Origin of the sequence: Pseudomonas sp. NPDC088444, assembly GCF_044900175.1 — a bacterium.
Classification (GTDB): domain Bacteria; phylum Pseudomonadota; class Gammaproteobacteria; order Pseudomonadales; family Pseudomonadaceae; genus Aquipseudomonas.
The window spans coordinates 303,961-318,006 of sequence record NZ_JBJDNK010000006.1 but is presented as its reverse complement, the minus strand read 5'-3'; the positions used below and the strand labels follow the sequence as shown (position 1 = coordinate 318,006).

The 14,046-nt window shown below is 58.9% G+C and carries 11 protein-coding genes; 8 read left to right on the top strand and 3 right to left on the bottom strand.

The window, feature by feature from the left end; all coding sequences use genetic code 11:
* Positions 1 to 45 precede the first annotated feature (45 nt).
* Complete coding sequence (locus tag ACI2KB_RS14455) at positions 46 to 957, bottom strand: D-hexose-6-phosphate mutarotase (protein WP_404635552.1); 912 nt, start codon at positions 955 to 957, stop codon at positions 46 to 48.
* 97 nt (positions 958 to 1,054) lie between these two features.
* A complete protein-coding gene (locus ACI2KB_RS14450) occupies positions 1,055 to 1,456 on the bottom strand; it encodes an acyl-CoA thioesterase (RefSeq protein ID WP_108236231.1) in 402 nt (133 codons plus the stop codon).
* Positions 1,457 to 1,837: 381 nt separating this feature from the next.
* On the opposite strand from ACI2KB_RS14450, the gene ACI2KB_RS14445 reads away from it, so the two are divergent.
* The 8 genes from ACI2KB_RS14445 to ACI2KB_RS14410 all read left to right on the top strand — a co-directional run bounded on the left by ACI2KB_RS14445 (position 1,838) and on the right by ACI2KB_RS14410 (position 12,536).
* Positions 1,838 to 3,130 (top strand): MFS transporter, encoded by a 1,293-nt coding sequence (locus ACI2KB_RS14445; protein WP_404635550.1) that lies wholly within the window; start codon positions 1,838 to 1,840, stop codon positions 3,128 to 3,130.
* Positions 3,131 to 3,287: 157 nt separating this feature from the next.
* Positions 3,288 to 4,259 (top strand): phosphate ABC transporter substrate-binding protein PstS family protein, encoded by a 972-nt coding sequence (locus ACI2KB_RS14440; protein ID WP_404635548.1) that lies wholly within the window; start codon positions 3,288 to 3,290, stop codon positions 4,257 to 4,259.
* Positions 4,260 to 4,456: 197 nt separating this feature from the next.
* The gene (locus ACI2KB_RS14435) at positions 4,457 to 6,742 is read left to right on the top strand and encodes an ABC transporter permease subunit (protein WP_404635546.1); all 2,286 of its coding nucleotides are present in this window, start codon (positions 4,457 to 4,459) and stop codon (positions 6,740 to 6,742) included.
* Positions 6,743 to 6,757: 15 nt separating this feature from the next.
* A complete protein-coding gene (pstA, locus tag ACI2KB_RS14430; protein ID WP_404635544.1) occupies positions 6,758 to 8,428 on the top strand; it encodes a phosphate ABC transporter permease PstA in 1,671 nt (556 codons plus the stop codon).
* 108 nt (positions 8,429 to 8,536) lie between these two features.
* Positions 8,537 to 9,370, top strand: a complete 834-nt coding sequence (pstB, locus tag ACI2KB_RS14425; RefSeq protein WP_404635542.1) for a phosphate ABC transporter ATP-binding protein PstB — start codon at positions 8,537 to 8,539, stop codon at positions 9,368 to 9,370.
* A gap of 54 nt (positions 9,371 to 9,424) precedes the next feature.
* Positions 9,425 to 10,183, top strand: a complete 759-nt coding sequence (gene phoU, locus ACI2KB_RS14420) for a phosphate signaling complex protein PhoU (protein ID WP_404635540.1) — start codon at positions 9,425 to 9,427, stop codon at positions 10,181 to 10,183.
* A gap of 182 nt (positions 10,184 to 10,365) precedes the next feature.
* Entirely contained in the window at positions 10,366 to 11,256 is an 891-nt protein-coding gene (locus tag ACI2KB_RS14415; protein ID WP_404635538.1) for a response regulator, read from the top strand.
* Positions 11,257 to 11,627: 371 nt separating this feature from the next.
* A complete protein-coding gene (locus ACI2KB_RS14410; RefSeq protein WP_404635536.1) occupies positions 11,628 to 12,536 on the top strand; it encodes a peptidoglycan DD-metalloendopeptidase family protein in 909 nt (302 codons plus the stop codon).
* 81 nt (positions 12,537 to 12,617) lie between these two features.
* Here the strand turns inward: ACI2KB_RS14410 and ACI2KB_RS14405 are convergent, their stop codons facing one another.
* Entirely contained in the window at positions 12,618 to 13,958 is a 1,341-nt protein-coding gene (locus ACI2KB_RS14405; protein ID WP_404635534.1) for a hemolysin family protein, read from the bottom strand.
* Between the last annotated feature and the right edge of the window lie 88 nt (positions 13,959 to 14,046).

Sequence of the window (14,046 nt, the reverse complement as noted above, 5' to 3'; positions counted from 1 at the left end):
AAGCCCGCACCAAGCCGGCTCCCACAGGGGAAGGTCAGTGGCTGATCAATCGTCCGTCAGCGGCTCGGCCCAGAGGCTGACACCCATTACATGCATCTCGCCCGGCTTGAGCGTTACGATGTCGGTCATGACGTTCGCGGTTTCGACACACACCATACCCTTCCAGTCATCGGCGCCCATGTCGCTGAAGGTTTTGGTTTTCTCGATCCAGGGGTTCCAGACCACCGACGATTTCGAGCCTTGGGTCTGGATCTGGATGCGACGTTTCCACGCCGGGTCGACGATGGACACCAGGTCAGGTGTGTCCTGATAGATACGATCTGTCTCGCCAGTGAACGTAATGTCACCCACTTGAACGTTTTGCTGCTCCCAGCTTTCCAGCGTGTTCAGGTAGCTGACGCCGTCCAGGCCCTGAATGCTGATCTGATGCACATCGCTCACGGCGAAATAGGTGTGCAGCGCCTGGCTCAAGGTGACGTCGTGATCGCCTGCGTTGAAGCTGAGCAGGCTGACGTTCAGCGCTGAATCCAGACGAATGCTCAGCTTCAGACCCACCGTGTGCGGCCAGCCGGGCAAATGGCCTTCGGCCTTGAGCTGAATGAACTCGACGATCAGCGCTTCGCCGTCTTCGGCGATGTTGATCAGCTCCCAGTCCAATGCCCGCACTTCACCGTGGGCATTGGCAGGTTCGCTGCTCTGACGCATAGCCTGCACGCTCTGCGGGTTGCGCTGGAAGTTGCCGAACCATGGCCAGCAAATCGGCATGCCGCCGCGAATCGCCTTGCCGTGTTTGTACACCGCGTTCGGATTGGACCAGACCAGCGGCTCGTCACCGTTGACCTGATAACTGACGATGTGCGCGCCCTGCTGGGCGACCACCAGTTCGGCCTGGCCGTGGCGAATGCGCCAGCAATTGAGCTCGCCGAGCTGGATGGATTCGACTTCTGGCGTAGGCATAGGGGTACTCACTCAAAGGACAGTGACTGAATCAGACTGTGCCAAGCTTGATGAGTTTACTGCGCGCTGCCAAGTGCGATGAGGCCGACGCTGTATATCAGCGTCGGGCCGGAACCGAACGCGTGCGGCCACTGCCGTCGATGGCCACGAACACGAACACCGCTTCAGTCACTTTGCGCCATTCGCTGGACAGTGGGTCGTCGCTCCAGACTTCGACCATCATCTGGATCGAGCTGCGGCCGATTTCCAGCGTCTGGGTATAGAAGGACAGTTGTGCGCCCACGGCCACGGGCACCAGAAACGCCATGCGATCAATGGCAACCGTCGCGACGCGACCGCCTGCGACCTTGCTGGCCATGGCTGTGCCTGCCAAGTCCATCTGCGCGACCAGCCAGCCGCCATAAATGTCGCCGAAACCGTTGGTTTCGCGCGGCAGGGCGGTGATTTGCAAGGCGAGATCGCCCTGCGGAATAGGATCTTCCTGTTCAAGTTCGTTCATTACTGAGGGTGCCTCGAACCCATAACGCTCTAAGTCTTCAATTCATTAGTCAGGGAAACTCTGCGAAGACGACTTGGTTAAATGGCTTCGCACAACTTCCCTCAAAGACCGGTTGAGTCGCGGCCCGCAAGTATATCGGTCGATGCCTCACGAGACGACCGTTGGGTTCCCATTTTCCCCGACGCACGTTGCAATCCATGTGCATCTGCGCGCAATTTGCTATCGTGCCGAACCGATTTGGCGCACTACGCCGACATTGGCACGCAATTTTGATGCCCGATCACCTCTTCGAGACGATAAATCGCGTGCACGGCCGTTATCCCCGGCTGCATAGCAATTGATCATTCGCCCCAAGAGAGTCTCAAAAGAGAAGCCATTGTCATGTCCTCCGTGTCTTCCAGCGCTGCGCAGCCTTCGCGCCCGCTGACCCGCAACGATTACAAAACCCTGTCGCTTTCCGCCTTGGGCGGCGCGCTGGAGTTTTACGATTTCATCATCTTCGTGTTCTTCGCTGCCGTTGTCGGCAAGCTGTTTTTCCCCGTGGACATGCCGGAATGGCTGCGTTTGATGCAAACGTTTGGCATTTTCGCCGCCGGTTATCTGGCCCGCCCGCTGGGCGGCATCGTCATGGCCCACTTCGGCGATTTGCTGGGCCGCAAGAAAATGTTCACCCTGAGCATTTTCCTGATGGCGGTTCCAACGCTCATCATGGGCCTGCTACCCACTTATGCGCAGATTGGCATCTGGGCGCCGCTTTTGTTGCTGCTGATGCGCGTCATTCAGGGCGCCGCCATTGGTGGCGAGGTGCCAGGGGCGTGGGTATTCGTTTCCGAACACGTTCCCTCACGTAACGTCGGTTACGCTTGCGGCACGCTCACCTCCGGTCTGACCGCAGGCATTTTGCTCGGTTCGTTGGTCGCAACCTGGATCAACACCCTCTACACGCCGGCCGAAGTTTCGGATTACGCCTGGCGTATTCCATTCCTGCTGGGCGGTGTATTCGGTCTGATGTCGGTTTACCTGCGCCGCTGGCTGCACGAAACCCCGGTCTTCGCCGAGCTTCAACTGCGCAAGCAACTGGCCGAGGAAGTGCCGCTCAAGGCCGTGTTGCGCGATCATCGCGGCGCCGTTGTGCTGTCAATGGCGCTGACCTGGCTGCTCTCGGCGGGTGTTGTGGTCGTCATTCTCATGACCCCGACGCTATTACAGAGCATGTACGGCTTCGCGCCCGCTGTGACGTTGAAAGCCAACAGCCTGGCCATTGTGCTGCTCAGCCTGGGTTGTATCGGCGCGGGCGCGTTGGCGGATCGCTTCGGTGCAGGTCTGGTTTTCCTGTTGGGATCGCTCGGGCTGCTGATCACATCGTGGACTTTCTACCACACGGTCGGCGCTCATCCAGAGTGGCTGTACCCGCTGTACGCTTTGACTGGCCTGTTCGTCGGCACCATCGGCGCCGTTCCGTTCGTAATGGTGAAGGCCTTCCCGCCGGTGGTTCGATTCTCGGGGTTGTCGTTTTCCTACAACCTGGCTTACGCGATCTTCGGCGGCCTGACCCCGATGGTGGTCACGCTGATGCTCAAAGCCAACCCGATGGGGCCTGCGTGGTATGTGGCGATTCTGTGTGCGCTGGGGATGGTGATCGGGTTGTACTTGCTGAAGAAGAAAGTCGCCTGATCAAATTAATCCGCTGCTATTGAGAATTGGCTTATTTTGAGGCCGCCATCCCAAAGGGATGGCGGCCTTTCATTTTATTGTCATATCTCGGTCATAGAGTAGTCACAAGGCCATCATTGACCCCCGGCCAACCTTCAGACCTCGCCAGGAGCCAGGCATGACCTTCAAGCGTTTGATGACTGCACTCAGTTTCATTGCAGCCGGTATTACAACCGTTCATGCCGTGGCCGCTGTGGATCCTGCGATCAAGCCCTATGCAAAGACATCCGGCGTTTCAGGCAACCTGTCCAGTGTCGGTTCTGACACGCTGGCCAATCTGATGACGATGTGGGCCGAGGCCTACAAGCGTGAATACCCTACGGTGAACATCCAGATTCAGGCGGCCGGTTCGTCGACCGCGCCGCCTGCGTTGACGGAAGGCACCGCGACACTCGGGCCGATGAGTCGCAAGATGAAGGATGGCGAGGTGTCGGCGTTCGAGCAGAAATACGGCTACAAGCCGACGGCGATCCCGGTAGCAGTGGATGCGCTGGCGGTGTTCGTGCATAAGGACAACCCGATCAAGGGCCTGACGTTGCAGCAAGTGGATGCGATCTTCTCGGCCACTCGTTTGTGTGGCGCCAAGGCAGACGCGAAAACCTGGGGTGATGTAGGCGTAACGGGAGACCTGGCAGGCAAGTCGATCCAGTTGTTCGGGCGCAATTCGGTGTCGGGCACTTATGGCTACTTCAAGGAAGCCTCGCTGTGTAAGGGCGATTTCAAACCCAACGTCAACGAGCAGCCAGGTTCTGCATCGGTCGTCAGCTCGATCAGCAGTTCGTTAAACGGCATCGGCTACTCGGGCATTGGTTATAAAACGTCCAGCGTGCGTACGGTGCCGTTGGCGAAGAAAGAAGGGGATGCGTTCATCGAGGACAACGAGACCAATGCGCTCAATGGGACCTATCCACTGGCGCGTTTCCTCTATGTTTATGTCAACAAGGCGCCGAACAAGCCGCTCAATCCGCTGGAAGCCGAGTTCGTCAAACTGGTCTTGTCCAAACAAGGTCAGGAAGTTGTCATGAAAGACGGGTACATTCCTCTACCAGCCAAGGTCGTCAGCAAGGCATTGGCTGATCTGGGGCTATAAGAACGCGGCGGTGGCATGCACCGCCAGATAACCCTGATGCGGGGTGACAGGTTCGTCCCGCTGCTGGAAGACAGGGCCTTATGGAACGAGGCTTGCGAAAACAATGAACAGTCCGTTGCCACGGTTGCGAGGCGACGGGCTTTTTTGCGTCACCATGCTGTCATGTATCTGTCATACATAGCCGCTAGGGTGTGCGCATGAATGATTTGGCCAATTCATCGATGACCGAAAAGTCCCCTCCCGAACGCATTGATTTCAATACGCCGGAGATGCAATACAAGCGTCGTATTCGTGCGCTCAAGGACCGTCTGACGCGCTGGTACGTGTTAGTGGGTGGCCTCGCTGTTCTTGCTGCAATCACGCTCATCTTCTTCTATCTGGCCTACGTCGTGCTGCCCCTGTTTCAGGGCGCGAAGCTCACGGCTCACACCGCACAAACTCCGGCTTGGGAACAGGACGCCGGGAAGCCTCTGTTGCTGGTCATCGAAGAGCAGAATCTGGTGAGCATGCGCGTCTCCGACAAAGGGGAGGCGCTGTTTTTCAACACCAGGGATGGCAGTGAGCTGTCCCGTGTGACCCTGCCGATTCCTGCGGGCGCGCACGTCACGTCTGTGGCGCAGGATCAGCCGGGCAAGCCTCTGGTGGCGGTCGGTCTGTCCAACGGGCAGGTGCTGGTCTTCAAGCATGCGTACCCGATCAGCTATCCCGAGAACAAGAAAACCATTACGCCGGCCATCACTTACCCCTATGGCGAGACCCCGCGCGTCCTCGATGAGGAAGGCCGTGCGCTGGAGCATGTCAGTCTCAATGCGAATGACACCACGCTGATTCTCGCGGGCGCCACCGGCTCGCAACTGCACGTCCTGTCGCTGACGCAGGCTGAAAACCAGATGACGGGCGAGACGACCAGTACAGAAAGCCGGATCGACCTGCCGCAGTTGTCGGCGATGGTCAAAGCGATCTACGTCGACCCCCGCCAGCAATGGCTGTACGTGATCAATGGTCGCGCTCAGGCCGACGTGTTCAGCCTTCAGGACCGTACGCTCAACGGGCGCTACAAGCTGCTCGAAGACGCCAACGCCGAGACCACCGCCAGTGCGCAATTGGTGGGTGGCATTTCGTTGATGATCGGCAGTTCCAGAGGCAACATCGCCCAGTGGTTCATGGCCCGTGACGTCGACGGCGAAATGCGTTTGCAGCACATCCGCGACTTCAAAATGGGCGGCGCGCCGATTGCTCAGATCGTTGCCGAACAGCGCCGCAAAGGCTTCATCGCGATGGACACCTCCGGCAAGCTCGGCGTGTTCCACAGCACGGCCCATCGCACGCTGTTGGTTGAACCGGTCGCCAGTGGTCCGGCCATCATGGGGCTGTCTCCGCGTGCGGACCGCGTTCTTGTTGAAGACAACGGCAAGCTGCTGCCACTGACGCTGAAAAACCCGCATCCGGAAGTCTCCTGGAGCGCGTTGTGGGACAAGGTCTGGTACGAAAACTACGATGAGCCCAAGTACATCTGGCAGTCCACCGCTTCCAACAGCGACTTCGAACCCAAGCTCAGCCTGGCTCCGCTGACGTACGGCACGCTGAAGGCAGCGCTGTATGCGATGTTGCTGGCCGCGCCACTGGCCGTGGCGGCAGCGATTTACACCGCGTACTTCATGGCACCGGGTATGCGCCGCAAGGTCAAGCCGGTGATCGAGTTGATGGAGGCGCTGCCGACGGTCATCCTGGGTTTCTTCGCCGGGCTGTTTCTGGCGCCCTACATCGAGGGGCATTTGCCGGGGATTTTCAGCCTGTTGATCCTCCTTCCCATCGGAATTTTGCTGGTCGGCTTTCTATGGACCCGTCTGCCTGATTCGATTCGCCTGCGTGTGCCGGACGGTTGGGAAAGTGCGATTCTGATACCGGTCATTCTGTTGGTGGGCTGGTTCTCGCTGGGCATGAGTTCGCACATGGAGAACTGGTTCTTCGGCGGCGATATGCGCTCTTGGATCACGAATGACCTGAAGATCACCTATGACCAGCGCAACGCATTGGTGGTCGGTCTGGCGATGGGCTTTGCCGTCATCCCCAATATCTACTCGATAGCCGAAGACGCCGTGTTCAGTGTGCCGCGCAGTTTGACCCATGGCTCGTTGGCGCTGGGTGCGACGCCATGGCAAACCTTGATACGTGTGGTGATCCTGACCGCCAGCCCCGGCATTTTCTCGGCGCTGATGATCGGCATGGGTCGCGCCGTCGGCGAGACCATGATCGTGCTCATGGCCACGGGCAACACGCCGATCATGGACATGAACCTGTTCGAAGGCATGCGCACCCTGGCGGCCAACGTTGCCGTCGAGATGCCGGAGTCGGAAGTCGGTGGCAGCCACTACCGGGTGTTGTTCCTCGCGGCGCTGGTGCTGCTGATGTTCACCTTTGTCATGAACACCTTGGCGGAGCTGATTCGTCAGCGCCTGCGCAAGCAGTATTCGTCTCTCTAGGGCAGGTAGAAACAGATGAAAAAAGCCTCCCTGAAAAACTGGGTCAAAAGCGGCGCCCCCGGCGTGTGGATCAGCGCGAGTGCGGTGTCCATCGCCGTCATCATGACCATCGGGTTGCTGGCAGTGATCGCGGTACGTGGTCTGGGGCATTTCTGGCCGGCTGACGTGGTTTGCGCCCAGTACGCGGTGCCGGGGCAGGCGCCGCAAGTGCTGGTGGGCGAGTTGGTGCAATCCGAGCAAGTGCCTCGCGCACGCTTGAAAAGTGCTGGACTGCCCGTGCCCGACGAAGGCCCGGAATTCATGACCCGCGACCTGTTCAAAGTCGGCAATCGTGACCTCAACCCCAGTGATTTCAGTTGGGTCGTGGGCGAATGGCTGAAGGAGCAAAGCAGGCCCGATGAACTCATGACCCTTGAGCGGCGTGAGTGGGGCAATTTCTATGGCTATCTGGTCAACGTCAAAGAGAACGGCCAGGTGGTGGCAGAGGGGGAAGCGGCCTGGCCGCAATTGCAGGCACGCATTCAGCGCGCGCAGAAAATCTCCGATGAACTCAATGGGCTTCAAAAGGGCGATATCGGCACGATCAACCACGGAATCGAACGCCTGCGGTTGCAGGCGCGCAAACTGGAACTCAATGGTCAGCTCGACGCCCAGGCGCAGGCCGACATGGCGGCTGAGCGTGCCGAATACGATGCGCGTTACAAAGACATCGAATCCCGTCTGGTTGCACTGCATGCCGAGTTCGACCGCGACAGCCTGACGGCCCGTGACGCCAACGGCAAGGAAGTCGAGATCAGCCTGAGCAAGATCGTTCACGCTTACCAGCCAAACGTCATGAGCGTGACGTCGAAGCTGGGCTTCTACTTCAAGAAGCTGTGGGAGTTCCTCAGCGACGACCCTCGCGAGGCCAACACGGAAGGCGGCATCTTCCCGGCGATTTTCGGCACCGTGATGATGACCCTGATCATGGCCGTGATCGTGACGCCATTCGGGGTGCTGGCGGCGGTCTATTTGCGTGAGTACGCCCGGCAGGGGCCGATGACTCGACTGATCCGCATCGCCGTGAACAACCTCGCAGGCGTTCCGGCCATCGTCTACGGCGTGTTCGGTCTGGGCTTTTTCGTTTATGTGCTGGGTGGATCGCTTGACCGCCTGTTCTTCCCCGAAGCATTGCCTGCGCCGACCTTTGGTACGCCGGGCTTGCTGTGGGCCTCGTTGACCCTGGCGCTCCTGGCGGTCCCGGTGGTGATCGTGGCCACTGAAGAGGGTCTGGCGCGCATACCGCTGACCTTGCGCGAAGGCTCGCTGGCGCTTGGCGCGACCAAGGCCGAGACGCTGTGGAAGATCGTATTGCCAATGGCCAGCCCCGCCATGATGACCGGCTTGATTCTGGCTGTTGCCCGTGCTGCCGGTGAAGTGGCGCCGCTGATGCTGGTGGGCGTGGTCAAGCTCGCGCCATCGCTGCCAGTGGACGGCAACTACCCGTATTTGCACCTCGATCAGAAGATCATGCACTTGGGTTTTCATATCTATGACGTGGGCTTCCAGAGTCCCAACGTCGAAGCCGCTCGGCCACTGGTGTACGCCACGGCGCTGTTATTGGTGCTGGTGATTGCTTTGCTGAACCTGTCGGCGGTGACGATTCGTAACCGGCTGCGCGAAAAATACCGCGCCCTAGACGGCTAGAGGCAGCGACACGTTTCGAGCTTCAGGCGGCAAGCTGGATGCCGCGCCGATTTGCCCCACTTATAGCTTGCAGCTAAAGCTCGCAGCTAAAAATGAAGTGAGAGAGAGATGCAGAAAGATCCACAAACGCGTGGTGTGAACATGTCAGCTTTGGGGCGCAAGCGTCAGGGGCTGGACTTGGCCGGCGAGGACGTCGCGCTGGAAGTGCCGGGCCTGAACCTGTTCTACGGCGACAAACAGGCGCTGTTCGATATTCAGATGAACATCCCTCGCCAGCGCGTGACGTCGTTCATTGGGCCTTCGGGCTGCGGCAAGTCGACCTTGCTGCGCACCTTCAACCGCATGAACGACCTGGTGGACGGATGCCGCGTGCAGGGCGAAATCCGCCTTTATGGCCGAGACATCAATACCAAGGGCGAGGACGTCGCTGAGTTGCGCCGTCGCGTGGGTATGGTGTTCCAGAAGCCGAACCCGTTTCCCAAGACGGTGTACGAAAACGTGGTCTATGGCCTGCGGATTCAGGGCATCAACAAAAAGCGTCCGCTCGACGAGGCCGTCGAGTGGGCATTACGAGGCGCGGCACTGTGGGATGAGGTCAAGGACCGCCTGCACGAGTCGGCCCTCGGGCTTTCCGGTGGTCAGCAGCAACGCCTGGTGATCGCCCGCACTATCGCTGTCGAACCCGAAGTACTGCTGCTGGATGAGCCGTGCTCGGCGCTTGACCCGATTTCGACGTTAAAAGTCGAAGAGCTGATCTACGAACTGAAATCCAAATACACCATTGTGATCGTTACCCACAACATGCAGCAGGCGGCGCGTGTATCGGATTACACCGCTTTCATGCACATGGGCAAGGTGGTCGAGTTTGGGGACACCGATACGTTGTTCACCAATCCGACCAAAAAACAGACTGAAGACTACATAACCGGTCGTTACGGCTAGCACGTGTTTCGTCAGCCTTGAACCACCGCGCAATCAATCGGACGGACACTCAGCATGATCAAAGACAGCCATACACATCACATCTCCCAGCAGTTCAACGCTGAACTGGAAGATGTTCGCAGCCACCTGCTGGAAATGGGTGGTCTGGTCGAGAAGCAAGTAAACGACGCTGTGACGGCGCTGATCGAAGCGGACTCGGGTCTGGCTCAGCGCGTTCGTGAAGTGGACGATCGCATCAACCAGATGGAACGCAACATCGACGAAGAATGCCTGCGCATTCTGGCCCGTCGTCAGCCAGCGGCGTCGGACCTGCGTCTGATCATCAGCATTTCCAAGTCGGTAATCGACCTGGAACGTATTGGTGACGAGTCCACCAAGATCGCTCGCCGCGCCATTCAGTTGTGCGAAGAAGGCGAATCGCCGCGTGGCTACGTGGAAGTGCGCCATATCAGCGATCAAGTCAGCAAGATGGTGCGTGACGCACTGGACTCGTTCGCCCGTTTCGACGCCGACCTGGCCCTGTCCGTCGCTCAATACGACAAACACATCGACCGCGAGTACAAGACCGCGCTGCGTGAGCTGGTCACTTACATGATGGAAGACCCACGCTCGATCTCCCGCGTACTCAACGTGATCTGGGCGTTGCGTTCGCTGGAGCGTATCGGCGACCATGCGCGCAACATTTCCGAGCTGGTGATCTATCTGGTACGCGGCACTGACGTGCGTCACCTGGGTCTCAAGCGCATGCAGGAAGAAGTCAAAGGTCTGTCCGCCGAAATGCCTAATGTTCCGGACTCGCCTGACGATAAGTAAGATTGCCTGAGAAAAAATGCCTGGCGAATGCCAGGCTTTTTTTTGGCTGCCCGCCGTCTTCAGGCCCCTATTTTTCTGTCACCCGCGAATAAAATGTCCCGGTGTCGTCAAACAATTTGGCAGTTGGCCACCAGCCAGCGATATGCTCGCCATTTGCGGTGAACACGCCATCAGGAGCGTCGATGAGTAAAGTCAGTGTATTGGTGGTGGATGATGCGCCGTTCATCCGCGATCTGGTGAAGAAAGGGCTGCGAAATGCCTTTCCCGGCATCACCCTGGAAGATGCCGTCAACGGCCGCAAGGCGCAGGTCCTGCTGACCAAAGAAGCCTACGACCTGGTGCTCTGCGATTGGGAAATGCCTGAAATGTCCGGTCTTGAGTTGCTGACCTGGTGCCGCCAACAGGAAAGCCTGAAAACCATGCCGTTCATCATGGTGACCAGCCGTGGCGACAAAGAGAACGTCATTCAAGCGATTCAGGCCGGTGTTTCCGATTTCATCGGCAAGCCGTTCACCAACGAGCAACTGCTGACCAAGGTCAAAAAAGCCCTGCACAAGGTGGGCAAGCTGGACGCGCTGATGAGCAACGCGCCACGGCCCAACGCGGCGTTCGCCAACGACTCGCTCGGCGCGTTGACCGGCAATCGTCCGGAAGTCGTCTCCGCCACACCGACCGCTCCCGCTCAGCCGCTGATCAAGCCTCAGGCCGCTCCGGCGGCGCCTGCTGCTGCACCTGCCGGACGTGGTCAGGGCCAGTTGCGTCTCTCCAGCGGCACCCAGCAATGCGTGATCAAGGCGCTTACGCTCAAGGAAGCGTCCCTCATCGTGCGTCGTAGCGAGGTCCTGCCGCAGATTCTGGACGGCGCAGTGCTCGATCTGGAACAGGGCGAGAACGCTGAAGTCGCGCGTCTGAACGGCTACCTGCACGCCATTGCCGCGTTCGAGCAAAAGCCGGACAGCGACTGGCTGCAACTGACCTTCCGCTTTGTTGACCAGGACACCCAGAAGCTCGACTACCTGTCGCGGCTGATTGCTCGTGGCACGGCGCAGAAGCATTTCATTCCTGGTGCGTAGTTGCCTCACTTAATCGGCTTGCGCCTTCCTGTGGGAGCCGACTTGCTGGCGAAAGCGGAGTGTCAGTCACCAGAAGAGTTGATTGATATATCGCATTCGCCAGCAAGCCGGATCCCACAATAATGCGCGTCGAGACATGGACTCATGATCGGTGCCGATTCTGTGGGAGCCAACCGGGTGGCAAATGTGGCCAGCCAGACAACACCGAATCTCCCACAGCCTTTGCATAGAATTTGCACAACCCCTCGCGCCCGACCCTGACGCGATTTCCTTGACGCTTCGTCTATTACCGATTGATACGGATAAGTCCCGTTCTATCGACATCGCTGTTAGGCTGGCTTCCATTGTTTCCCAACGCCAGGCCTATCCAGATGTTAGAGCGCTTGCTGGTGGTGTGTGTATTGGTCCTGGCTGCGCAATCGGCCGCAGCCGTCACCATCTACCGTTTTACCGACGCCAACGGAGTGGTTTCGTTTACCGACCAGCCCGTCCCCGGCGCGCAGGTGATGAAACTTCGAGAGCGCATGGTCGAGCGCATCGACAGCCAGGTGCGCCTGAGTGTCAAGAAGGCCAAGGGCACAGACAGCCTTTATGTGCGCAATGACCTCTACGCGCCGGTGGAGGTCGAGCTGAAGCTGTCAGGCGTGAAGAACGTCGTTGGCGTTGCCGATCAAGTCATCCGTCGCACGATTCCGGCCCGCAGCAATGAACGCCTGATCGCCCTCAGCCCGCAAATCCCGAGCAAGGCGATGGCCTACAAGCCCAGTCTGCGTTCGATGATGGGGGATCCGACGCGAGGTATCGCCAGCAACAGCTTGGGGTATCGGTACCCGTTGCCATGGATTGGTGGGCCGTTTCGCATCAGCCAAGGCCCCAACGGCGCCTACAGCCACGTGGGCGCGAAGAGCCGCTACGCCATCGACATTGCCATGCCGGAAGGCACGCCCATTATCGCGGCCCGCAGCGGGACGGTGATCAAGACGGAAAACAATCAGTCAGGGCGAGGTGCCAATCCTTCGGGCAACTTCGTGAGGATTCTGCACGATGACGGCACGATGGGCGTTTATCTGCACCTGAAACAAGGATCGGTGGTCGTCAAGGAAGGTGATCGTGTCGTCGTCGGCACACCGCTGGGGCGTTCCGGGAACACCGGCAACAGCACAGGTCCCCACCTGCACTTCGTGGTGCAGCGCAACGTGGGGCTGGCGCTGGAGTCGATTCCATACGAATTCGCCCAGCCGGTGCAGAGCCTGCCGAATTTTGCGATTGGTGGGAACTGAATCGCGGAACCATGTTTCATCAAATTTGTGGGAGCCGGCTTGGTGCGGGCGGCTCCCACAGATCGCGCAGCACCTGATGCATCAATCCAGCTTCAACACCTTTGCCAGCACGATTTTCGGGCCTTTCATCTTTTTGATGATGATCCGCAGACCCTCGACTTCCATCACTTCCTCTTCCTCGGGCACGCGCTTGAGGCTGTCGTAGATCAGGCCGGCCAGCGTTTCGGCTTCGACGTGGTCCAGATCGATCCCCAACAGGCGCTCGACCTTGAACAGCGGCGTATCGCCCCGCACCAGCAGCTTGCCCGGCTGATAGGCGAGGATGCCGCGCTCGGCCTTGCGGTGTTCGTCCTGAATGTCGCCGACCAGCACTTCCAGCACGTCTTCCATGGTCAAGTAGCCGATCACTTTGCCATCCGCTTCCTCAACCAGCGCGAAATGCGCGCCGCCCTGACGGAACTGCTCCAATAGGCGCGACAGCGGCATGTGTTTAGAGACGCGCTCCAGCGGACGGGTCAGTTCGGACAGGTTGAACGACTCGGGAATGTGATCCAGCGCTGCCAATTCAAGCAGCAGATCCTTGATGTGCAGCAGGCCGACGAATTCCTCGCGCTCCGAGTCGTACACCGGATAGCGGCTGAATTTGTGGCGGCGGAACATCGCCAGAATCTCTTTGAGCGGCGCGTCGGCGTAGAGAATCACCATGTCTTCGCGGGAGTTGGCCCAGTCCACCACTTCCAGCTCGCCCATTTCCACGGCCGATGCCAGCACGCGCATGCCCTGATCGCTCGGGTCCTGACCACGACTGGAGTGCAGAATAAGCTTGAGCTCTTCGCGGCTGTAGTGGTGCTCATGGTGCGGCCCCGGCTCGCCTTGGCCCGCAATGCGCAGAATGCCGTTGGCGCTGGCGTTGAGCAGGTAAATCGCCGGGTACATGATCCAGTAAAACAGGTACAGCGGGACCGCTGTCCACAGCGACAGCAGCTCTGGTTTGCGAATGGCCCAGGATTTGGGCGCCAGTTCGCCGACCACGATGTGCAGGTAAGAGATGACAAAGAACGCGGTGAAGAACGACACGCCCTTGACTACTTCAGGCGAGCTGACGCCCACGGTTTCCAGCAACGGTGCCAGCAGATGCGCGAAGGCAGGCTCGCCGACCCAGCCCAGGCCCAGTGAGGCGAGGGTGATACCCAACTGACAGGCCGATAGATAGGCGTCGAGTTGGCTGTGTACCGTGCGCAGAATACGGCCTCGCCAGCCGTTTTGCTCGGCGATGGCCTCCACGCGAGTGGAGCGCAGTTTGACCATGGCGAACTCTGCCGCAACGAAAAAGCCGTTGAGCAGGACCAGAATCATTGCAAAGAGAATCATGCCGAAGTCGGCGAAAATTGAAGCCAGGCTAATACCAGGGGAAGGGTCCATGATGGAGTTTTGCAGGTTCCGTTTTGAAAAAAGAGATGAAATAAGCCCTCACAAATGGAGGGCCTAAGCAGCGCAATTTAGCGGCTAT

What these genes read in the sequence shown, in the direction of transcription:
- pstB (WP_404635542.1), top strand. Translation starts at nt 8,537, where the DNA reads ATGCAGAAAGATCCACAAACGCGTGGTGTGAACATGTCAGCTTTGGGG.
- ACI2KB_RS14405 (WP_404635534.1), bottom strand. Translation starts at nt 13,958, where the DNA reads ATGGACCCTTCCCCTGGTATTAGCCTGGCTTCAATTTTCGCCGACTTC.
- ACI2KB_RS14445 (WP_404635550.1), top strand. Translation starts at nt 1,838, where the DNA reads ATGTCCTCCGTGTCTTCCAGCGCTGCGCAGCCTTCGCGCCCGCTGACC.
- pstA (WP_404635544.1), top strand. Translation starts at nt 6,758, where the DNA reads ATGAAAAAAGCCTCCCTGAAAAACTGGGTCAAAAGCGGCGCCCCCGGC.
- ACI2KB_RS14455 (WP_404635552.1), bottom strand. Translation starts at nt 957, where the DNA reads ATGCCTACGCCAGAAGTCGAATCCATCCAGCTCGGCGAGCTCAATTGC.
- ACI2KB_RS14450 (WP_108236231.1), bottom strand. Translation starts at nt 1,456, where the DNA reads ATGAACGAACTTGAACAGGAAGATCCTATTCCGCAGGGCGATCTCGCC.
- ACI2KB_RS14410 (WP_404635536.1), top strand. Translation starts at nt 11,628, where the DNA reads ATGTTAGAGCGCTTGCTGGTGGTGTGTGTATTGGTCCTGGCTGCGCAA.
- ACI2KB_RS14440 (WP_404635548.1), top strand. Translation starts at nt 3,288, where the DNA reads ATGACCTTCAAGCGTTTGATGACTGCACTCAGTTTCATTGCAGCCGGT.
- phoU (WP_404635540.1), top strand. Translation starts at nt 9,425, where the DNA reads ATGATCAAAGACAGCCATACACATCACATCTCCCAGCAGTTCAACGCT.
- ACI2KB_RS14435 (WP_404635546.1), top strand. Translation starts at nt 4,457, where the DNA reads ATGAATGATTTGGCCAATTCATCGATGACCGAAAAGTCCCCTCCCGAA.
- ACI2KB_RS14415 (WP_404635538.1), top strand. Translation starts at nt 10,366, where the DNA reads ATGAGTAAAGTCAGTGTATTGGTGGTGGATGATGCGCCGTTCATCCGC.